This window comes from Bradyrhizobium shewense, from assembly GCF_900094605.1.
Classification (GTDB): domain Bacteria; phylum Pseudomonadota; class Alphaproteobacteria; order Rhizobiales; family Xanthobacteraceae; genus Bradyrhizobium; species Bradyrhizobium shewense.
Genome location: NZ_FMAI01000030.1, coordinates 30,343 through 50,899 on the forward strand (window position 1 = coordinate 30,343; position 20,557 = coordinate 50,899).

A 20,557-nucleotide genomic window follows, 5' to 3' on the forward strand; every position below is an offset into this window, starting at 1 on the left:
CGCCACCCGCTCAGAACGAACGGGAGCACAGCGAGGCCGCATCATGGCTCTGATCGAGACCAACTCACTTCCTGTTCCGGCAGAAGCCGGCCACGTCTCCGGGCTCATCTCGGAGGTCATGGGATTCTGGAAGCGCTTCTTCGCCACCGCCTTCAATCCCTACCGGCCCGAACTGCACTACATGCGTGGCCCCGGTCCCGCCTGGCGCGCCAAGCACGGCATGGATGCGCCGTTCCGCCTCAAGCCCCGGGATCTCTGAGCGCCTCCTTCCTAGCGGACTTTTGAAGACGCAAGCGGCTTGCGCGCCGTCCTGATTGCGCGCAACCATGGCCTGGTTCCGACGATGGCGCTCGCCCAGCGCCCTCACCTCTCGCCATCAACTCTGGCCATGGATGAACGCTGATGAGCCGGCTGCGCTGTGCAATTCTCGACGACTATTTCAACCTCGCGCTCGACGTCGCCGACTGGCAGAAACTGTCCGACCGCCTCGACGTCACCGTGTTCAGCCATCCCTTCGCCTCCGAACAGGCCGCAGCCAGCGCGCTGGCTGATTTCGAGATCATCTGCGCGATGCGCGAGCGGACGGCATTTCCGAAGAGCCTGTTCGAGAGCCTGCCGAAGCTGAAGCTGCTGCTCACGTCAGGCATGCGCAATGCCGCGATCGACATGGATGCCGCGAAGGCGCGCGGCGTCACCATCGGCGGCACGCAATATTCGCGCGATCCCACAGCGCCCCTCACCATGGGGCTGATCCTGGAGCTGACCCGCGGCATCGGCCGCGAGAACGCGCGCATGCATGCCGGCGAGCCCTGGCAGACCTTTGCCGGCGTCGAGATCGAGGGCATGACGCTCGGCATTGTCGGGCTCGGCAAGCTCGGCAGCAGGATGGCCGGGATCGCCAAGGCGTTCGGCATGAACGTGATCGCCTGGAGCCCGAACCTCACGCCCGAGAAATGCGCGGCGGCCGGCGTCGGCTACGCCACCAAGGAGGAGTTGTTCGCCAAGGCTGACATCGTCACCATCCATGTGGTGCTGAGCGAGCGCTCGCGCGGGCTGGTCGGCGCCGCCGATCTCGCGCGAATGAAGCCGACCGCGTTCCTCGTCAACACCGCGCGCGGGCCGATCGTGGACGAGCAGGCGCTGCTTGAGGCGTTGCAGCAGCGGAAGATCGCGGGCGCCGGCATCGACGTGTTCGCGGTCGAGCCGCTACCGGTCGACCATCCCTTCCGCAAGCTCGACAACCTCGTGCTGACGCCGCATCTCGGCTACGCCACCGAGGACGGACTGCGCATCCATTACGGCCAGATGGTCGAGGCGATCGACGCCTTCACCGGGGGCCGCGAGCTGCCGCGGAAGCTGGCCTGAATGACCAAGCTGGCCTGAATGACGCGGATCCTAAAAAACTGGGGCGTGCCGATGGCACGCCCTTTTGCAATCTGAATATTCTCGACGCGCTTAGCGCACGGTGACCGGCGCGGGCAGCGGCGGCACCACGGTCGGCTGCGTGCCGGGAACTGGACCGGACTGGGCGGCCATCGGAGCCGGACCTGCGGCAGGACCGGGCGCGGGCGCCGCAGAGGCGGTCGCCGTTCCCGGCGGCGAGCCACCCGGCATCACCACCACGCGGGTGCCGACCTTGACGCGATCGAACAGGTCGGAGACGTCCTCGTTCAGCATGCCGATGCAGCCGGACGAGACGAACTTGCCGATGGTCGAGGGCTGGTTGGTGCCGTGAATGCGGTAGACGGTCGAGCCGAGATACATCGCACGGGCGCCGAGCGGATTGCCGGGGCCGCCGGCCATGAAGCGCGGCAGATAAGGCTGGCGCTCGATCATCTCGGTCGGCGGATGCCAATCCGGCCACTCGGCCTTGCGGGTGATCTTCTGCACGCCGGTCCAGGTGAAGCCGTCGCGGCCGACGCGGACGCCGTAGCGGATCGCACGGCCGCCTCCGAGCACGTAGTAGAGATAGGTGTTGGGCGTATCGACCACGAGGGTGCCCGCGGGCTCCTTGGTCTGGAACGAGACCTCCTGGCGGCGCAGGTTTTGCGGCAACTGCACCGGCGCAGCATCGGGCTGCTCCTCGGGCGGCAGCGCGGCCATCGTCATCGGCCTTCCGTCAGCGCCGACCGGCGGCTGCCCGGCCTGGACCGTTCCGGTCGCGGCGGGACCACCAACGGCCTCCGGCGGACGCATGCCGTCACCGGCGGGGGCCTGACCTTGGCCCGGACGATTGGCATAGATCACCGGCGGCGGACCGGCGGGCCGGCCGTAGCGGGGATCGTCGGGCGACATCACGGGGCCCTGCGGCGGTGCGGCCGAATAGACCGGCGCGCCGGTCGGACGGCCATAACGCGGATCATCCGGTGACATCACCGGACCCCGCGGCGGCGCGGCCGAGTAGACCGGGGGAGAGCCGACCGGGCGGCCATAGCGCGGATCGTCGGCCGGGCCGGGCGGCGGCAACGATGCCTGCGGCATCGCATCGTCGTCATCTTCCAGCGCGTCGAAATTCGGCGTGCGGTCACCGGGCCGATATTCGGCCGGAGCGCCGTAGCTCGGTGCCTGCTGAACCGGATAGCTCTGAGCCTGCGCGAGCGAGGTTCCCGCCGCAGCGACTGTTGCGGCAGCGCATATCGTCAGAAAGTGTTTGATCATCATCGCTCTTGTATAGTCCCCAAGCCCGATCGGACCGTTAACGGCCAGATGGCCGAAGATAGCGGCACATTCAAGACATATCAGGCTTATTTGCGCCGGACCTGCCGATTTGTGATCCGCAAGACTACCGTTGCCCCGTTGCATCACGGGGCGGAAATCAGCTCATGGCGTCAATTGCCGGAGTCTTCGGCCCGTTTTTTGCGGAACGGGTCGGAATCGTTGCGGTATGTTCGAATCAGCCTGATTCGCCGCCCATTTGGACTCCCGATCCCCGCGTGGCGAACGCGGCAAACAGTACCGTCACCGCGTTCAGATGGCTCTTGGGCCCTGGCCTCTTCGCCGCCGGGGCGGAAATTCGCAACCGCTCGATGCTTCCCGGCTTTCGCTTCCTGTTTGCCGCGATCCTGCTGTCAGTCTCCATCCTGGTGTTCGGCCTGGGCGCCGCCGCACTGCTGCGGGCGAGCCATGAGCAGTATGTCAGCAACCCCTCCTGGCGGAACGGCCCGCAGGAGCAGATGTTCGCGCAGGCTCCCGAGCCGGCCCAACCGGTGCTCGCGGTCCTCCGCGCGGAGCCGACCGCCGAGCCCGAGCCGTCGCTGCGCGACAAGGTGCCGACCATTGGACTGCCCGAAAGCGAGCCCGACCAGGTCGCCGTGCTGACGACCGAGACCGAGGCTCAGTCCCAGGTCGCGGCACCTCCGGCTGACGTCCCGGTCGCCGAACCGGCCAAGGCCGAGACGACGACGGAGGCCGCAGCGCCGGCGCCCGCCGACACGCTCACCCCTGCCGACACCACGGCGTCGATCCCCGCGGCCGAGCCAGCCGCGACCGCCAGCGAGCCGGCGCCAGTCGATCCCAGCGCGGCCCTGGCGTCCTCCGCACTCGATGCCGCCTCGGCCAAGCTGGCCGCTTTGAACGAGCCGGCGACGACGGCCGTGAAGGATGCGCCGGCGAAGGCCAAGACCGAGAGCAAGGTCGATAGCAAGGCTGACGACAAGGCGACCAAGCGCAAGGCGAAGGCGAAGAAGCGACACCGCGTGGTGCGACGTCCGCCGCCTCAGCAGCTACAGCAGCAGCTCGATCCGTTCGGCCAGCCGCAGACCTTCGCGACGACGACCACGCGCACGCGATGATGCGCTTGCTTTACCTCGCCCCGCTTGCGGGGAGGGAGCGCACCTTCAGCGCGGCGATATCCGAATGACTCACGCCGGCCCGGTCGCGATCGGCGGGCCTTTTTCCTGGCCCCATTCCGACCACGAGCCGTCATAGAGCGCGGTTTCGGTGATCCCAAGGCGATAGAGCGCCAGCGTCAGCACGCCGGCCGACACGCCGGAGCCGCAGCTCGTCACGATCGGCGCATCGAGCTTGACGCCGGCGCTGGTGAAGGCGGCTCGCAGATCCTCGAGCGGCTTCATCGTGCCGGTCGCGGCATCGAACAGCTGATTGTAGGGCACGTTGCGGGCGCCGGGGATGTGGCCGGAGCGGATGCCCGCACGCGGCTCGGGCGCGCGGCCCTCGAAGCGGTCGGCAGCGCGCGCGTCGATCACCTGCTCGGCACGGCTTTCGACGTTGGCCACCAGCTGCTGCATGCTGCGCACGCGATTTGAATCGTAGCTCGCCTTGAACGTCTCCGGCTTCGGCTTCACCTCGCCGCTCTCGACCGCTCGCCCCTCGGCGCGCCACTTCTTCAACCCGCCATTGAGGATGCGCACGTTGCCGTGGCCGAAGGCCAGGAACATCCACCATGCGCGCGGCGCGGCAACCCAGCCGCCGGCATCATAGAGCACGACGGTGTCGGCGTTGGAGATGCCGAGATTGCCGATGTCACGGCCGAACTGCTCGGCGCTCGGATACATGTGCGGCAGCGGGTTGGAATGATCCGACACCGCATCGACGTCGAAGAACGCAGCGCCCGGCAGGTGCGCGGCGAGATAATCGTCCTTCGGCAGCGGCAGCACGCCCGGCAGCTTGAAGCTGGCGTCGAGCACTTTGACGTTGGCATCGTTGATGTGGGCGGCGAGCCATTCGGTGGAGACGAGGGGGTCGGTGGCCATGCGAGTTATTCCTTGTCATTCCGGGACGCGCGAAGCGCGAACCCGGAATCCATCGGGCCGCGGAGTTGGGGATGAATGGATTCCGGGTTCGCGACTTCGTCGCGCCCCGGAATGACGAGAGCGATCACAACTTCTTCTTCGGCTCCCACTGCTCGGTCGGCCCGCCGGCATCGCGCCAGGCGGCGTAGCCGCCGGCGATGTGGGCGACGGGCTTGAGGCCCATGTCCTGCGCGGTCTTGGCCGCGAGTGCGGAGCGCAGGCCGCCGGCGCAGTGGAAGACGAACTTCTTGTCCTCCTGGAAGACCGGCTTGGCGTAGGGGCTCTGCGGATCGATCCAGAATTCCAGCATGCCGCGGGTGCAGGCGAACGCGCCGGGGATGCGGCCGTCGCGCTCGATCTCGCGGGGGTCGCGGATGTCGACGATGACGACATCGCCGTTCTTGGAGATCTCGATGGCGTCCTTGGCGTTGAGCGTCTCGATCTCGGCATTGGCCTCGTCGATCAGCGCCTTGATGCCGCGGGTGATGTTTTGGGGCATGTGGTTCTCCCTCTTCTTTGCTGTCATTCCGGGGCGCGACGAAGTCGCGAACCTGGAATCTCGAGCGGCAGTTGATCATCTCGAGATTCCGGGTTCTCGCTGCGCGAGCCCCGGAATGACGATGGACGGCGCTAGTGCGTCAATTCCTTCATCGCGCCCTCAAGCCCCTCGATCGTGATCGGGTACATGCGGTTCGCAAAAATGCGTTTGATGATGGTGGTGGATTCCGAATAATCCCAATGCTTCTGAGCGACCGGGTTCAGCCACACTGCATGCGGATAGGTGCGGATGATGCGGTCGAGCCAGACCGAGCCGGGTTCCTCGTTGACGTGCTCGACCGAGCCGCCGGGCACCATGATCTCATAAGGCGACATCGAGGCGTCGCCGACGAACACGATCTTGTAGTCGTGCGGATATTTGTGCAGCACGTCCCAGGTCGGCGTGCGGTCGGTGAAACGGCGCTTGTTCTGCTTCCACACGCCTTCATAGAGACAGTTGTGGAAGTAGAAATACTCCATGTGCTTGAACTCGCTCTTCGCCGCCGAGAACAGCTCCTCGACCTGCTCGATATGCGCGTCCATGGAGCCGCCGATATCGAAGAACACCAGGAGCTTCACCGCATTGCGCCGCTCGGGTCGCATGTGCACGTCGAGATAGCCGTGATTGGCGGTCTCGCGGATGGTGGTGTCGAGATCGAGCTCGTCGGGCGCGCCGGTGCGCGCGAATTTGCGCAGGCGGCGCAGCGCCACCTTGATGTTGCGGATACCGAGCTCGACATTGCCGTCCAAATCCTTGAACTCGCGCTTGTCCCACACCTTCACGGCGCGGTTGTTGCGGTTCTTCTCCTGGCCGATGCGCACGCCTTCGGGATTGTAGCCGTGGGCGCCGAACGGCGAGGTGCCAGCGGTGCCGATCCACTTCGAGCCGCCCTGGTGGCGGCCCTTCTGCTCCTCGAGGCGCTTCTTCAGCGTCTCCATGAGCTTGTCCCAGCCCATGGCCTCGATCTGCTTCTTCTCTTCGTCAGTCAGGTATTTTTCAGCGAGCTTCTTCAGCCACTCCTCGGGGATCTCCGCCTTCTCCATGGCGTCGAGCAGATTTTCCAGCCCCTTGAACACCGTGCCGAAGACGCGGTCGAACTTGTCGAGGTTGCGTTCGTCCTTCACCAGCGAGGTGCGGGACAGGTAATAGAAATTCTCGACCGAATAATCCGACAGGTCAGCGTCGAGCGCCTCCATCAGCGTGAGGTATTCGCGCAGCGTCACGGGGACCTGCGCGTCGCGCAGAGAGGTGAAGAATTGCAGAAACATGGGTGACAGATTGCCCGTCGGGTGGCTGACGTCAAGGGGCGGAGACCGCCGCGGGGCGCTGGACCGGGAAGCTTTTTGCTCTAGAATTGGGGCCCTCACGGGGTTGTTTTGGGGACGTTTGCAATGGGAATTGTCGCAGCGCTCATCATCGGCGCGATCGCAGGCTGGCTTGCGGGCAAGATTGTCCACGGGGCGGGATTTGGACTGATCGGCAACATCGTTGTCGGCATCATCGGCGCGCTGGTCGCAAGCTGGGTGTTGCCCCAGCTGCACATTCAGCTGGCAACAGGCACGGTCGGCGCCATCGTGGACGCCACCATCGGCGCGGTGATTGTGCTCGTCATCCTTTCGCTGATAAAACGGGTCTGAAAGCCTGACCGAACCAGGAACGGCCGCCGCGAGCGGCCGTTCCCTTGTCGCGACCGGGGCCCGCGCCTCGCGCCGACGATTACCCAAGGACACGCAATGAAATTTACCGGCACCAAGGACTATGTTGCGACCGACGATCTCAAGGTCGCCGTCAATGCCTCGATCGTGCTGGAGCGCCCGCTGCTCATCAAGGGCGAGCCCGGCACCGGCAAGACCGTGCTGGCGGAGGAAGTCGCCAAGGCGCTGAACGCCCCGCTTCTGACCTGGCACATCAAGTCCACCACCAAGGCGCAGCAGGGCCTCTACGAATACGACGCGGTGTCGCGCCTGCGCGACAGCCAGCTCGGCGACGCGCGCGTGTCCGACATCAAGAACTACATCAAGCGCGGCAAGCTGTGGGAAGCCTTCACGGCCGAACAGCGCCCGGTGCTCTTGATCGACGAGATCGACAAGGCCGACATCGAATTCCCGAACGATCTGCTGCTCGAGCTCGATCGCATGGAATTCCATGTCTACGAGACCGGCGAGACGATCAAGGCCAAGCAGCGCCCGATCATGATGATCACCTCCAACAACGAGAAGGAGCTGCCGGACGCCTTCCTGCGCCGCTGCTTCTTCCACTACATCAAGTTCCCCGATGCCGACACCATGCATCGGATCGTCGACGTCCACTTCCCCGGCATCAAGAAGCGCCTGGTGGAAGAGGCGCTGCGCATCTTCTTCGAGGTGCGCGAGGTGCCCGGGCTGAAGAAGAAGCCGTCGACGTCGGAGCTGCTCGACTGGCTCAAGCTGCTGCTCAACGAGGACATGAGCGTCGAGCAGCTGCGCGAGCGCGACCCGCGCAAACTGATCCCGCCGCTGCACGGTGCGCTGCTCAAGAACGAGCAGGATGTGCATCTGTTCGAGCGGCTGGCGTTTTTGAGCCGACGGGAAGTGTGAGAAGACAGACTTGTAGGATGGGTAGAGCGTAGCGAAACCCATCATCAGGTCCTCCCGGAAAGAGCGAGCGATGGGTTTCGCTTCGCTCTACCCATCCTACGGACCGCATCCGGAGCCCGAGAGTGCGGTGTGACGCACCGCGGCCTCCCCATCGTCATTGCGAGCGGCTTGTCCGCCATAGCCCGAAGAGCGACGGCGGAAGCGAAGCAATCCAGAGTCTTTCCGCAGAGAGATTCTGGATTGCTTCGTCGCAAGGGCTCCTCGCAATGACGGAGCAGGCGGCCGCCCCCCCTCCAACTGACATCCTGATCGCAGACACGCCTTCGCATCCTCGCGGCGCATCTCGCCCGAGCTTTGCTTCAATCGCTCCACCCTCCAAGAACGAGGGCGCAGGGAAGGCCGGGTGCTGGCTCGCACCCGCGGTCTGCTGCGCAAAAGGCACACGCAGAAAACCGCACAGCAGCATACAGGTGTGGCCGAACACACGGCCTTCCCTGCGCGATGGTCGGACGGCTTATGCCGTGCTCTCCCGGGAGCCGAACTTTCCTTCTGGCCTCCCTCACTCCTGCGAAATTCGCCGGCGCCGCGCCGGTTGACGCGGCTGCCGCATTCGCAAGAGCTTGGCCGTAGCAACGACGGCCAGGACCACAGGTCTATATTTTGGCATTCGGTGAAACACGCCGAAACTACAAAAACTCTATGAAATAAGGGGTTTTGCGTTACCCTGATCCGGGCTGTTTCAGCGGGCTTCACCAAAATAAGGGCCCGGCCCCAGCCTTCCAGCGTCCGCACGACAAACTGGGAGTCCGGCAGGGCCCTTTGGTCTCAAGCCTTGGAGCCGAAACCATATGAATACTAGCACTGCCGCCTCCCCCGTCGGCAAGCGGGGCCGCAACAGCAGCGTCATCCTGACCGACCGCATCTGCGAGAAGCGTGTCGCCCAGAGGACCAAGTTCTACGACCGCAAGTGCCCTGGTCTGTACGTCAGCATCACCACGGCGGGCGTGGCGACCTTCTCCTTCAAGTTCACCGACCGGCAGACCGGCAAGCAGCGCACCGGCTGGCTCGGCGTCTACAATCCCGCGACCTTCACGGTCAAGGACGCCCGCAGCAAGGTCTACGGCCTCAAGGCCATGGGTGGCGAGGCCCTCGCCGAGACCTTTCGCGATCAGAAGGCCACGAAAGCAAAGCGCGGCAAGACCGTTACCGAGATTATCGACGAGCGCATCGTGTGGATGAAGACGCCGGTCAAGAAGCCCGACGGCGAGATGCGGCCCCGGTTGGAAAGCTGGGAGAACACGGCGAGCCACCTCAATCGCTTTATCCGTCCCCGCCTTGGCAAGAAGCTGGCCATGGAGGTGACCAAGCATGACATCGCCACGCTTTCCAACGACATCGTTGCTGGCAAGTTCGGCAGTCCATCCGTCAGCAACGCGCGCCATATGCGCAAGGCAGCCTCTGGCCTGTTCAACTGGGCGGCTGAGGCAGGCCGCGACTACGTGACGGCCAGCCCCTGCGTCAACCTGCCCAAGCTCGACCCCGAACACCCCCGCACCCGCGTTCTGTCCGAGGAAGAGATCAGGATCTTTTGGCACGGCCTCGATCGTGAGGACTTGCCATGGGACCGCCGCACCCGCCTCGCGCTCAAGTTCGAGTTGGTCACCATGTTGCGCTCACGCGAACTTCTTGGTGCCCATCGGGACGAGTTGTTTGACCTCGAGAGCGACTACCCGCGCTTCGACGTGCCGCTCAAGCGGGTCAAGAAGCGGCGTGTGATCCAGCAGCCTCTGTCCGACCTTGCCGTCGAGATCATCAAGGAGGCGCTGGCCTCGGATGATCAGCAGCTTGTTTTTGAGAGCCCCATGTACAAGGGGCAGCCGATCCACCGCAAAGCAATGGCCGATGCGCTGCGCGGCACCAAGCATGAGAAGAACAAGGATAAGACCAAGACCGCCGGCCTATGCGAGCTGCTTGGCCTCAAGCCGTTAACGCCGCACGACCTGCGACGGACGGCAGCGACCTTGGCTGGGGATCTCGGCTTCGACGACGCGTGGATCGCCAAGTGCCTTGATCACGCCGCGAGCAAGAAATCCGAGCAGATCGTGCCGACGGTTACTGGCAAGGTCTACAATCACAGCAAACGCATGAAGGAAAAGCGCGCGGTGTTGGTTGGTGTTGCCGCCGAGCTGCGGCGCATCATCGAGAATGTTCCTACGCAAGTCATCGAACAGGCCCGATCTCAGCTTCTGGCCTGACGGGCTCAGAAGTAGTTAGCCCAGCACATATCGCGCTGGCTGTATTGGCATTTCACTGCGCAGGGAGTAGAGTGGGTCGAAAAACACAATAAAATCAATATCGAAGCGAGTTTGTGTTAACCGTTGTGTCCCGATCTGGGGACGGTACTGTTTCCAAGAGATTTTTTGAACGTGTGACTACCTCGCGGGAAGCCCCGTATTTTCCCGGATCGCCTAAAGTCGGGAAGCGGACAGACCTGCGCCCTCAGTGTCAGCGACACTGGCGATGTTTGATGCCGTAATGATATTGGCTGGCGCTCAGGCCCGGTGGTCGTAGGGTTGCGACTGCCGGGCCTGATTTGCTTTCGCTGTGACGTGATCAACCGGGCCGTTCCGGCGGCGTTCTACAAAGGCATGTAGACCGCACTATGCTGCAACAGCATCTCGTGATGGCCGAGCGACATGTCGCTCTTGGTGAGAAGCACGTGTTGAAGCAAGAGGCTCTGATCGCAGAGCTGGACCGCGACGGCCACAATACGGCTGATGCTCTGAAGCTCCTTGCCATCATGCGCGCGACACAGCGGCTGCACCGGCAGGATCGCGACCGGCTGCTGGCAGATTTCGACCGTTAGGCCCGACGGCTTGCGGCGGGAAGTCCGCCCAGCTCATTGCGATGATCCGGGCCGCCGGTCGGCGCATCATCCGCCTTATCCACAGGCGCCTCCGTAATCCTCCGGCTCCACACTACCCTGCATTGTGGCATCGTCGTGTTTCCCGATTCGTCAGAAGGACACACGCATGGCACTGAACGACGGTGAGATCGCGATTGTTAAAGGCATACTGCTTCGCGGAGATCGGCAGCACGATATCGCAGCGTATTTTGGCATCAACGGTGGCCGCATCGCTGAAATCAGCACGGGGCAGACCGGCAGCAGCATCACGGCGTCGCCAGCAGAAGACCTGCCGCCAGCAGGCCCCTACATGGCTGGCCGCTCGGCGCTCCGCGCTCGCGACACGTTGATCGCGCTCCGCGATCTGATCCAAGACGCGATCAACGATATCGATCTGTACGAAAAGCCGAAAGATTGAAAGAAAATGGATGACGTTATCTTCCTGTACGACCAAGCAATCGAGCATATCGTTCGACTGCATGGATTTTGCTCCAGCAAGAGGCGTGACCTAGGCGACGCTGGAGACGTTCAGGACGACGTGGACAGCGTTGCAGACTTGCTGGCGAAGCGCGATTTGCTCACCTTCTCCGCGTCTCTTCGTAACTTCGCCGAGGCTGCCAAGGCGGTGCAGGAACTACGACAATTGAGGGTTTCCACCTGTAAGCTCATAGCACCACCACAACCGCCTTACTTCGTGGACTCCGGCGAGACACTTTCGCTCTATCAAGTTCTTAGCCGGATCATCCATTCCCATACGGCCTCTATTCTCCGCTCGTCTTATGACTTTCATCTCCTCGTCGCCAAGACTGAGGTGGAATTATTTTCGATCCCATCGCAACCGATCACCGAATCCGAAACCATCTTGCTGGTCCAAACTGAGCAGGACCCAGTGACAATTTTAGCGCTACGCAACCTAGTTCAGATCGCTTGCTCTTTTCTTGAGCCCGTATCTGCGAGACTACACATCATTCAGCGAGGCGACCGCTGAATTGTCAGGAAACGAGAAATTCGCGGCACCATGAAAAACAAGCTCAACCCGCTTCGTCTTTGGTATGTGTTAGCCGCCCGCTATCGCACATTTCTTGGTCGTCTATTCGCAGGATTGGACAATCACGACTCCTTAGCTTGACTATCGTCGTGCCGTTTTTGGGCTCAGTTATTCTGTTCAATCAGGCCGTCGTGGACTTACTGAGTATTTCGCCGGAGGTGGTGCGCCGCTGGTTTCATCTTGCGAGTGATCGGTCAGAGGAAGCAAAGGCCACAGCGCACGCCCTTACGCTCTCGCGATTATACTTCGTATACTTCGGACTAAGCTTCCTTGGCTTCGGGTCTGCGGTCTTTGCTCTTTTCTGCCCTGAATCGATCAAGGAGTATCCGTCCGTGACAAATTACCAAAGTGTCGAGGCTCCATTGGCGACTAAGCCAAGGTTTCGTATCTTGCTGCGTCATGCGGCCCACCATTTCTGTTTCTGGCAATGGAATATCTACGATGATCATTTTCCCTTGACCGCCTCTCGAACCTTAGGGAGGCTTGGCGAGCCTGTCGATTTTCTAAGGCTATTCGTAACAGTATTACTTGAGGTGTATGGCGAATGGTGCCGCAAAAACGGATCCGTTCTGACGATCATTCCCAATATCAGGACGACGAATCCGGGCGCCCTGATCCATGGAAGCTAGTGCGGCCCATGGCCTTCAGCCGCAGAACGGAGGAATGGTGGGTCGATCAAGTGGCAGACACGTCGTTCGATGTGGAAACGCGCAACGATATCCTTGCTCTAAGCTACATGGCTTATGATCATAGCAAGCCACTTTGGAGGCTGCTTGCCGCTTCTTTCTATGCTGTTGGCTTTGCGCTCTTGCTGATCCCCACGTTCCAGACATTCTACAATGTCTTGAGCAGCTTGTTGGCTCGCGCGGTGTGACGAGAGGCGCGCGGCTTCGCGAGCGCCGCGTGCTCATTCAGTTGTGGCGGAATTCGGTAGGTTCTACCTCCCTGTGCTAAGGCGCGCGCCTCAGTTAGACGATGGTCTGGGGCTTTGCATTAGTTGCGGAACGCGGCGAAGCAAAGTCGCGGGCGTTGCAGATTTACCACCCAAATAAGCATTCAAGATACTAAGCTCGTCAAGCGAGACGGCCGAACCATACTTTTCATAGCTTACTTTCATTCGAATAGCGGGGGCGGAAAGTGTTTGATGTCTATCGCAATGGCAAGCGGGACTTGCTCGTTCTAAGCACAGGGGCCGCCATACCCGCGGCGTACTCATCAAACAAATGGCGCAAGAGCAGAAAACGAATTGTCAGAGTAAGCGACGAGATTAGGTCCAACGTTCAGACGCAAGGCTATTACGTCCGAAGTCGCCCGATCGCGAAGAAGCGACCGGTCTAGTTCAAACACCGCTTGCGGCCCTTCGGGCGCGATCTCCGCAACGTCGCCACCAGTAAACCGGCATAATCGCTTGTGTTGCGCGTATTAGCCGCCAGGTCTGCGCGTTGCACAGCCATTCTCGCCGAATTTCGATGTTGTTCGGGACGCAACCTCCACACTACGATCCCTGCCGCTCGCAACCTCGTAATCATTTATCAAACAATTTGGCGTAAGCTCTTGAAATATTCTAAGGACGGTCAGTGCGGCCATGGTGTCGTGGCAAGGCTTAGTTCGGGTCGGCCGTTTTTGTACTCGCGTATACGTGTATTTCATTACGACCTTTCGGCACTGCCGCCGAACCAAATAGAGATTGCGACGATGTCGTCGGTGCTTAAATTTCGCCAGCCGCACAACGCGAAGTCTAAGACGTACCGCTCGCGCCAGAAACTGCCTGACATTCTCGCCAACATCGCCGCTCTGTTGTCGCGAGTTCAAGCTCTCGAAATTCAGACAATAGATGACGCTCGTCAGGCGATCTTCATTCTTGAACTCGCGAATGGCTGCATCCGGTTGATCGTCGGACAGACCTCACTGAATGAGACAACCAGAACCACTCTACTGGCTCAGTCGGCGCGGATCGATCTGCTGATTGCAGAGACGCGCAGAGAGGCGACCTGCTTATTTAAACCAACTGAATTGAAATCGTGGATTGCAGATGGCACAGAACAGTCGAAAGGCGCACCGCGTTCGATTTGAACACAAGCACATCGTGAGCATCATGGGTGTTGATGGCACGTGGCGAAGAAGCTGCATTCTCGTGGACGCCTCTGCAAGCGGTGCCAAGCTTGAGGTCGAGGGCTCGACGGACCCCCTCAAGGCACAGGAGTTCTTCCTAGTTCTGTCGTCCACTGGACTGGCATTTCGGCGCTGCGAGCTGATTTGGGTGGATGGGTCTCACGTCGGAGTCCAATTCGTCACCGCAAAGACGACGGCGAAGGCAAGTGCACAGAAACGTCTTGTCGGCTCACAATGAGACGAGTTCGGCACCAAATGAACGCTAAGCAGCCTGACAAGCTTGCTGTCGGAAGTCGCTTCAAGATGAGCGAGCTGGGGATCGTTCAGCTCCCGGAGTTCGCCCATAAGACCGGCACCATTGTCGAAACCAGTAGTCGCACCCCTGGCGTGACGGTGCTGTTCGATGGCGCGCTGAGACCGACCGTCTTAGACCGAAGCTACATATCTCCTCTCTCGACGTGACGAGTTTATCGACCGAAAACCCTCTCCGACTTTTGCAGGTCGCGTTCACGATGAAAACACAGAAGCCAAAGCAATGGGCCGACCAAGAGGTCCGACGATTAGTCAGGCTCGCCCGGCAGGAAGTTGGCACATCGCGGATAGCCGCCGAACTCGGCCGCCACGCTGGATCGGTCAGGCGAATGGCGCGAACGTTGGGACTGCTGTTGAAGAAGTAATCCCCGAGCGATCTTGAGCGCGGCGCAGGGGACCTACAACCCAAAGCCCGGTCGCGGCGAGCTGGCCTGCAATTCGCGCGGAACTAGAACTTAGATCGTTTGCAGCAATATCATCCCGACGACGGTCACAATGAAACCGATTGCCGTCACTGCGGCGAAGCACCGCTCTACGCTATCCATGAACGCACCCCCGCCAAAAGAAACAAATTCGTCTCGCAAAAAGTGAGAGCTGGCTGTCACCGTCGAGGGGACCTTGAGCAACCAAAAGCGCTCACGCCGCCACACCCTGCGCCGATGGCGTGATGTTCGTATCATCTCGCATTGCTGGGAACGAGAAGCTAGATGTGCACGGGTGATCGCGCACCGCATCGTTGGCTAAATGCTCCCAATACTCAGCTTCGGCGAGCAATTTCCAACTTCTATCGGGATGATGCGCGGCAGTCTGACGGCACAACGATGCCATCGCGCGCAGGCGACTCGCAGTATCCACCTAACTCCTCCCAATGTTTTTTGCGTTTTCCACCCTATTTTCTATTTTTGCGTCGGAGTCATTATGATTATGACGCAGAACCAATTTTAATTTCTAAAGCGCGATTCGGCTTTCGTTTCGGCTTCAAATCGCGTTTCAGAAGCTAAGGGCCAGCGCGCCTGGGCTATCCAAGCCCAAAGCCTCGGCCAACCGTATCAGCCTCAGCGCGGCGTCAGTATTGCGGCCCTAGAAGAGCGCGTGATCAAGCTGCGAAAGGATGCCCATTCCAAATAACGCGATAGCAATGCTCTAAGATGGTAACGACTTCCGCATGCTCCCTCTGTCGATGCGCAAGACAAATTTAGAGCGCCTGCTGAAGCGGCGCCGCAGAGCGGCTTGGCGGCTCCCTAGTAAAGCTTCTTGCGCAGTGATCGAGCGAGTAGCCGCAGCTCCCTTATGTGCTCAGGGATCATCTGGCGCATGGTGGCGTCGCGCTCAGCCTTTAGACGGGGCGCCGCCCCGCCTTCTGCCTTGTCTTTCTCTTGATTGATCGATGGTAAGCGCGGCTTGCTTTTGCGTCCCTTCTATCGCGGAACGCTCAGGAGACTCGGGGCCGGATCAGACTTCAAGCTAATGCAGATGGTGTGCACCAACCTGCCTGCCACGTCCTTCACTTCCAGCCGCCATTCTTGGCCCGGCCGAAACTTACCGTCGATGTCGTTTAAAAGCGCGCCCGCGCTGGTCGCCTCACGCCAGGCTGCCTCATCGTCTGGCAGTTCCTCGCCCTCATAATCGGCGTGGGGTGCGACGTTTAGAACGTTGAAGTAGTACCGTGGCATGCCGAGCAAATGCGCAGGCATGGTCACGGTTCCTGTATTCGTGTCTGCTCCCTCAGGGCCGTGCACGCCTCTCAGGTCCGCTATGAGTGCGAAAGTGGAAGTTGGTTGAGCAACTGAGACACGGCCGTCACGACCTGGGCAGGCGCGAATGGCTTGTTCAATAGAACGCTGTTCGGCACGCCGCGAGAAGGCCACTCGTCTGCTGCTGCCCCGGTCATATAATCACTGGTACGGCTGGATTAAGTTCTCTGGCGCGCTTGGCAACGTCCCAGCCCGTTAGCGAGCCGCGAACGTTGATATCGGTCAATAGAGCACGGTGTTTGGTGCTGTCTGCTTCGAGGAGTCGAATCGCTTCCTCTCCTGAGGGGACAACCTGCGTTTCAAATCCACCCTCGGACAGGGCTTCTCGAACCATATCCTGAATAAGAACGTCGTCCTCCAGAATGAGGACTAGCAGCATTTCGTTTTGCACCGGCCCCATCCTCACTGCGCGACATCGCGGCAGGACAGGTAAGTGCAAAAGTGCACAAAAATTCCAACCGCAAACCGGCGTCCCTCACTTCTCAGGACACCGCATTCACCGAACGACGGATTCCGCAATGGGTCACAAGCAGCGGTCGTGGCAAGCGCAGCCCTACGTCCGGTTTGCTTCCTATAGCCGACAAGCATCGAAATGGCCGTTCTACGGCGAGGGCCGGCCTCAGGCAGGAAGCCCACCCGTAAATTTCCCAAGTGTCGGTAATTGCACTCGCTGGTTTAACTGGTGCGGATCGAGCGCTGCATCATGAAAACAGCGAAGCCAAAGCAATGGGCCGAGCAGGAGGTTCTTGTCCATCCATATTCGAGAAGATCAACGCGCTGTTCATGTACCAACGAGGCGGCAGTGGCCCGGAGTTCGGCGTCGCCATCAAGAAAGCGGTCCCGCGTAACTGGCTTGAGCTGCACGAGAGCGGCACCTATGTGCGACTGATCAACGAAAAGGCCGCGAACTGAGGCGGCCTTACAATTGAGAAACTAACAAGGTGACGCACGCGATCAGTGTTGCTGTACTGAACGTCACGACCACCAGAGCCTGTTCACTGCGGGCTTGCAGCTCTTTGTCATCCATATGGCTCAACGCCCGTTCGCGCGGTGGGTTTCAGGTCGGCGGTCTTTGACCCGCGAATTCGGTCCACTTCCCCTTGGAGCTGCTGTGCGAGGAACCACTGGGCAACACCTTCGTTGGGCTGGTCACCGGACAGCAAAGGAAACGATCATGGACCGCGAACACGTGAAGGGCGCTGCCGACAAGGCAAAAGGCACCATCAAAGAAGGTGCCGGTAAACTTAGTGGCGACAAAGACATGGAAACCGAAGGCAAGATCGACAAAGCCAAGGGGTCCGTCCACAACGCCGCTGGAGATGTGAAGGATGCGGCGCGAGACGCTGCTGACGCCGTGAAAAAATAATGAAGATGCTAAGACCAAGAACTAGCCGTCTCCGGGCGGCCGTTTCTTTACGGCAGGACTTTCTGCTTGGATGTGCTGCCATGGTCACTTCTGGACATTGCCCGACCGGGCGCCCGGTCAGCTAAAGCCTTGAAAGGCAGAGGTCGCAACTGAGCCGGCCTTAATTCGTCTTGCGGCGTAGCTGCTTGATGATCTCCCGGAGACTGGCCGCGTACTCCTCGATGATCCGGCGCGCCTCCTCCAAGCGCGACAGCTTGGGTTCCTTACCCTCAGTCTGTTTGTCTGGGGGCGGGCATGACCTGATGGTCCGCCCGCCAAGGCTGGGAAGTTGATCTAGCTCATGACAACTGAGGCGGCATCCTTTGCTCTTTTGTGAGCCTGAAGCGATTTGGCAGGTTGCGCGGTTGTGTTTAACGTCGAGTGCCATCACGGCGGCCGGAACTCTCAAAAATATAATAAGTTAATCATCCAAAGGATTGGCCATGAAACACACTGTTTTGGTCGTCGATGACGATGCCGACGTGCTGGACGTGATTGCAAGCATGCTTGAAGAACTGGGTTGCGACGTGGTCCGCGCAAGCAGCGGCGCTGAAGCATTGGACACGTTGGCGGGCAATGAGAAGATTTCCATTTTGATCACGGACATCAACATGCCAGGCATGGATGGACATGAACTCGCCGAGCGCGGCATACGCATTCGTCCGAAGCTGAAAGTTCTGCAACTATCGGGTCGCGAACGGAGGCGGGATGGTTTTCCTATGATCAGGAAGCCGTTTTCCGAAGATGACCTTGCCCGCGTCATGCGAGAAACGACGGGGGTTTGTTAGCGCTTTAGGGAAAGCAGACAGCGCTCAAGTTCTTCGATCTGAAATGGCTTGCGAAGAATTGGGCGATCTTTGTATTTGGCTGGAACCCCCTCCGCACCATACCCACTCGCGAAAACGAATGGGATGTTCCGGCTTCGCAATGCTTCTGCAATTGCCTCCGAGCTATCGGCGCCGAGCCTCACGTCTAAGATAGCTATGTCAATCTCAGCTGCTGAGGCGAGCGCCACGCCAGTCTGTAGATCACCAGCTTCCCCGGCAATGTTATGACCAAGCTCGACTACCATGTCGGCGATCATCATCCGAATAAGTGCTTCATCTTCAACCAAGAGCACAGAAGCCATAAGCACCTCATCGGCTATCCCACTCGACCCGTCCACTTGAATGCTTCGGCAAAGGAGCGAAGCCCGACGGCGCGAAGCTCCGCGAGCGAATGTTGACCGGTTTGGGCAGCTTCCAAAAGCTGCTCCGCGATCCTCTTGCGAACCTCGTGGTCTCCGCCGTTAGGAAGCTGGCGGCACACCTCGTCGAGCACCAATTCCAAATTCGTCCTAACACCGTCCGCTAAACCCATGGTCCCCTCGTCTACGTTCCAATTGTGGAACCTATGTTGATCCGGCGCGTTCCGGTGTCAAGCGACGCAAGCTTCAAGTTGCGGTGCAGTATAGGAGGGGAGCCATGAGTGCACGTCGGCGTCGTACCAAACATTCGAAGACGTTCAAGGAACGCCTCATGGATGAGGCGGCCAAGTTTCGAGAAGCGGCAGAGCGACTGCCACCCGGTACTGAGCGTGAGCTTCTGATGAAGCGAGTGCAGCAAGCTGAAAGAGCCGCGCAGATCAGCGACTGGTTGACTAAGCCAAACCCAGGCCCGGCACCTTCGTTCGGCGGCTTTCTGAAGACCTCTTGATCCGCGCAATTGTTGCATGCGATCTGCTAAGCCGCGGATGCCAATGTGGGTCACGACCGCCGTTCTCGCACGAGACAGGTGCGGCGTATGCTAACAAACTGACCTTTTCACGCCCACGTTCAGTATTCCAGCGCGCGAGCGCGGCATCCGGGCCGCGCGTCTGGTCCTGCTTGAAAGGGGGGCGCTGAAACCTACAGCCCAAAGCCTCGGCCAATCTCCCGCATAAGCCTCAGCGCGGCGTCAGTATTGCGGCCATAGAAGAGTGCCTGATCAAGCTGCGAAAAGATGCCCATTCCAAATAGCGCGATGGCAATGCCTCTAAACATGGTTGTGGACCGGGTTGAACGATGCAGCGAAAGTTCAAAACGGCCCCAGCCGCAGGTTGGGAGAAACAGCCGGGGCCGACATTCCCATTCCGTGTGCCGTAATCAGCGGTAATCGGCACACTCCCAGCAAGCCACAAGAAAGCTAACGAACTCTTTCTCGCGCCGCCGTCCGGGCGCGGGCCGTGCCCCCAGAGCGAGAGCGCGATGTGCTCACAAGGCGAGGCCCGAATTGCCTACAAGCCCTCGGGAGACCCTACCGATGGCCTCGCGGGCGACCTGCCATCACTCAGTGAATGGTTGACTTCACCGGGTCTGCCGGTTGGCCTCGAAGGGTCTCAAGTTCGGCAAGCTGAAAAAGAAGCGCCTGAGCGCGCAGGCACAGGACAACGCGGTTGTATGCCCGATTACGGTTACTCATTGCACGACCCCGATGTTTAATACAGTTGGCCGTGGGTCGGTTTTCATCACCGTGTTGCAAGCGAGCTGGTCGAGCTACCGACGTTGCATTCCTGGAAGTGGGATGACAACTCAAGCTCAGCCAAGTGCTCCCAGCATTCCGCATCCGCGAGGAGTTTCCATTTGTTCATGCTGTTGTACGCGGCCTGTTGACGGCACAGCGAACCCATCGCGCGCAAGCGTCGCACCTTCTCCACTGCGAACCTCCTTCGGGCTTGTTCTTCGCAAGCCATTGTTTGTGTCGGATTGAAAGTCTCGCAGATAAAAATGACGCGTGATAGTCCGGTGTTTGACTGGTAAATGACAGCGCAATCGTCTGACTTTTCAGCGGCGTCGTATTTTCAGAAAGCGCTTGATTGCATCCAATGCTTCGATCAACGTTGGCCGCGCTGGTCGAGGCGGCAAGCGTGGCCTGCGAGGGGGCATCGTGATCACAACAAACAAAACGTTGATCAGTAGCCATAGCCCAAGAACTAGGAGGACAGTCCGCACGCGAACCTCCCGCAAAATTTAATTAAATATAGGGCGCTCCACGTTTCGCGCGATTACCAGCGCTGGCACCGCGCGGGACAATGATGACCGCTTTTGCTCTCGCAGCACAGCCAACCGATTGTCGGCCGTGCCGCCATGGCTGGAATTGCATCAGGCAGGAGGCCACCTAGGGCGGCCTTAGTTCTTTG

Annotated in this window: 25 protein-coding genes; 18 read left to right on the forward strand and 7 right to left on the reverse strand. The window is 60.3% G+C overall.

The genetic code is table 11. The features are described from left to right. Positions 1 to 43 precede the first annotated feature (43 nt). Together GA0061098_RS36090 and GA0061098_RS36095 are read left to right on the forward strand one after the other, a co-directional pair. Positions 44 to 259 carry a hypothetical protein gene (locus GA0061098_RS36090; protein WP_091966140.1) on the forward strand — a complete coding sequence of 72 codons (216 nt, stop codon included), beginning with the start codon at positions 44 to 46 and terminating at the stop codon, positions 257 to 259. 143 nt (positions 260 to 402) lie between these two features. Further along, positions 403 to 1,365, forward strand: coding sequence for a D-2-hydroxyacid dehydrogenase family protein (locus GA0061098_RS36095; protein WP_091966141.1), 963 nt, complete (start codon positions 403 to 405; stop codon positions 1,363 to 1,365). Between the two features lie 90 nt (positions 1,366 to 1,455). Here the strand turns inward: GA0061098_RS36095 and GA0061098_RS36100 are convergent, their stop codons facing one another. Then, complete coding sequence (locus GA0061098_RS36100) at positions 1,456 to 2,658, reverse strand: L,D-transpeptidase family protein (protein WP_165637822.1); 1,203 nt, start codon at positions 2,656 to 2,658, stop codon at positions 1,456 to 1,458. 368 nt (positions 2,659 to 3,026) lie between these two features. On the opposite strand from GA0061098_RS36100, the gene GA0061098_RS36105 reads away from it, so the two are divergent. Then, the gene (locus GA0061098_RS36105; protein ID WP_208610713.1) at positions 3,027 to 3,791 is read left to right on the forward strand and encodes a hypothetical protein; all 765 of its coding nucleotides are present in this window, start codon (positions 3,027 to 3,029) and stop codon (positions 3,789 to 3,791) included. 69 nt (positions 3,792 to 3,860) lie between these two features. Here GA0061098_RS36105 and sseA read toward each other — a convergent pair whose 3' ends face one another. The 3 genes from sseA to GA0061098_RS36120 form a co-directional block, all read right to left on the reverse strand. Continuing rightward, entirely contained in the window at positions 3,861 to 4,712 is an 852-nt protein-coding gene (sseA, locus tag GA0061098_RS36110; RefSeq protein WP_091966144.1) for a 3-mercaptopyruvate sulfurtransferase, read from the reverse strand. A 124-nt stretch (positions 4,713 to 4,836) separates the two neighbouring features. Next, positions 4,837 to 5,250 (reverse strand): rhodanese-like domain-containing protein, encoded by a 414-nt coding sequence (locus tag GA0061098_RS36115; RefSeq protein ID WP_091966194.1) that lies wholly within the window; start codon positions 5,248 to 5,250, stop codon positions 4,837 to 4,839. A 131-nt stretch (positions 5,251 to 5,381) separates the two neighbouring features. Next, a complete protein-coding gene (locus tag GA0061098_RS36120; RefSeq protein WP_028145611.1) occupies positions 5,382 to 6,557 on the reverse strand; it encodes a vWA domain-containing protein in 1,176 nt (391 codons plus the stop codon). Between the two features lie 123 nt (positions 6,558 to 6,680). Between GA0061098_RS36120 and GA0061098_RS36125 the strand changes: the two genes are divergently transcribed. The 11 genes from GA0061098_RS36125 to GA0061098_RS36190 all read left to right on the forward strand — a co-directional run bounded on the left by GA0061098_RS36125 (position 6,681) and on the right by GA0061098_RS36190 (position 14,392). Then, a complete protein-coding gene (locus GA0061098_RS36125; RefSeq protein ID WP_018318587.1) occupies positions 6,681 to 6,926 on the forward strand; it encodes a GlsB/YeaQ/YmgE family stress response membrane protein in 246 nt (81 codons plus the stop codon). Between the two features lie 96 nt (positions 6,927 to 7,022). Beyond that, entirely contained in the window at positions 7,023 to 7,865 is an 843-nt protein-coding gene (locus GA0061098_RS36130) for an AAA family ATPase (protein ID WP_018318586.1), read from the forward strand. A gap of 1,004 nt (positions 7,866 to 8,869) precedes the next feature. Continuing rightward, positions 8,870 to 10,120: a tyrosine-type recombinase/integrase gene (locus GA0061098_RS36145; RefSeq protein ID WP_245323806.1), complete on the forward strand. Its 1,251-nt coding sequence runs from the start codon at positions 8,870 to 8,872 to the stop codon at positions 10,118 to 10,120. 407 nt (positions 10,121 to 10,527) lie between these two features. Then, positions 10,528 to 10,731, forward strand: a complete 204-nt coding sequence (locus tag GA0061098_RS36150; protein ID WP_091966147.1) for a hypothetical protein — start codon at positions 10,528 to 10,530, stop codon at positions 10,729 to 10,731. A gap of 166 nt (positions 10,732 to 10,897) precedes the next feature. Continuing rightward, on the forward strand, positions 10,898 to 11,188 hold the full coding sequence (locus GA0061098_RS36155) for a hypothetical protein (protein ID WP_091966148.1): 291 nt from the start codon (positions 10,898 to 10,900) through the stop codon (positions 11,186 to 11,188). A 6-nt stretch (positions 11,189 to 11,194) separates the two neighbouring features. Then, on the forward strand, positions 11,195 to 11,758 hold the full coding sequence (locus GA0061098_RS36160) for a hypothetical protein (protein WP_091966149.1): 564 nt from the start codon (positions 11,195 to 11,197) through the stop codon (positions 11,756 to 11,758). A gap of 137 nt (positions 11,759 to 11,895) precedes the next feature. Beyond that, entirely contained in the window at positions 11,896 to 12,447 is a 552-nt protein-coding gene (locus GA0061098_RS36165; RefSeq protein ID WP_091966150.1) for a hypothetical protein, read from the forward strand. Between the two features lie 8 nt (positions 12,448 to 12,455). Next, positions 12,456 to 12,692 carry a hypothetical protein gene (locus tag GA0061098_RS36170; RefSeq protein ID WP_091966151.1) on the forward strand — a complete coding sequence of 79 codons (237 nt, stop codon included), beginning with the start codon at positions 12,456 to 12,458 and terminating at the stop codon, positions 12,690 to 12,692. Positions 12,693 to 13,513: 821 nt separating this feature from the next. Continuing rightward, positions 13,514 to 13,891, forward strand: a complete 378-nt coding sequence (locus GA0061098_RS36180; protein ID WP_165637824.1) for a hypothetical protein — start codon at positions 13,514 to 13,516, stop codon at positions 13,889 to 13,891. Continuing rightward, positions 13,851 to 14,168 (forward strand): PilZ domain-containing protein, encoded by a 318-nt coding sequence (locus GA0061098_RS36185; protein ID WP_091966153.1) that lies wholly within the window; start codon positions 13,851 to 13,853, stop codon positions 14,166 to 14,168. Before GA0061098_RS36180 ends, GA0061098_RS36185 begins: the two co-directional genes overlap by 41 nt. A gap of 17 nt (positions 14,169 to 14,185) precedes the next feature. Beyond that, positions 14,186 to 14,392, forward strand: coding sequence for a hypothetical protein (locus GA0061098_RS36190; RefSeq protein ID WP_091966154.1), 207 nt, complete (start codon positions 14,186 to 14,188; stop codon positions 14,390 to 14,392). Positions 14,393 to 15,660: 1,268 nt separating this feature from the next. On the opposite strand, the gene GA0061098_RS44230 is transcribed toward GA0061098_RS36190, so the two are convergent. After that, entirely contained in the window at positions 15,661 to 15,936 is a 276-nt protein-coding gene (locus tag GA0061098_RS44230; RefSeq protein ID WP_129591021.1) for a DUF6894 family protein, read from the reverse strand. A 193-nt stretch (positions 15,937 to 16,129) separates the two neighbouring features. Then, complete coding sequence (locus GA0061098_RS47295) at positions 16,130 to 16,387, reverse strand: response regulator (protein ID WP_347337552.1); 258 nt, start codon at positions 16,385 to 16,387, stop codon at positions 16,130 to 16,132. Positions 16,388 to 16,647: 260 nt separating this feature from the next. On the opposite strand from GA0061098_RS47295, the gene GA0061098_RS36220 reads away from it, so the two are divergent. From GA0061098_RS36220 to GA0061098_RS36235, 3 genes are all read left to right on the forward strand, one after another. Next, positions 16,648 to 16,908 carry a hypothetical protein gene (locus tag GA0061098_RS36220; protein WP_129591022.1) on the forward strand — a complete coding sequence of 87 codons (261 nt, stop codon included), beginning with the start codon at positions 16,648 to 16,650 and terminating at the stop codon, positions 16,906 to 16,908. A 262-nt stretch (positions 16,909 to 17,170) separates the two neighbouring features. After that, positions 17,171 to 17,362, forward strand: a complete 192-nt coding sequence (locus GA0061098_RS36225) for a CsbD family protein (RefSeq protein ID WP_091966159.1) — start codon at positions 17,171 to 17,173, stop codon at positions 17,360 to 17,362. Between the two features lie 482 nt (positions 17,363 to 17,844). Beyond that, positions 17,845 to 18,189 (forward strand): response regulator, encoded by a 345-nt coding sequence (locus GA0061098_RS36235; protein ID WP_091966161.1) that lies wholly within the window; start codon positions 17,845 to 17,847, stop codon positions 18,187 to 18,189. Here GA0061098_RS36235 and GA0061098_RS36240 read toward each other — a convergent pair. Next, entirely contained in the window at positions 18,186 to 18,530 is a 345-nt protein-coding gene (locus GA0061098_RS36240; RefSeq protein WP_091966195.1) for a response regulator, read from the reverse strand. The genes GA0061098_RS36235 and GA0061098_RS36240 overlap by 4 nt on opposite strands. Positions 18,531 to 18,864: 334 nt before the next feature. On the opposite strand from GA0061098_RS36240, the gene GA0061098_RS36250 reads away from it, so the two are divergent. Next, the gene (locus GA0061098_RS36250; RefSeq protein WP_091966163.1) at positions 18,865 to 19,095 is read left to right on the forward strand and encodes a hypothetical protein; all 231 of its coding nucleotides are present in this window, start codon (positions 18,865 to 18,867) and stop codon (positions 19,093 to 19,095) included. The last annotated feature ends 1,462 nt before the right edge of the window (positions 19,096 to 20,557 follow it).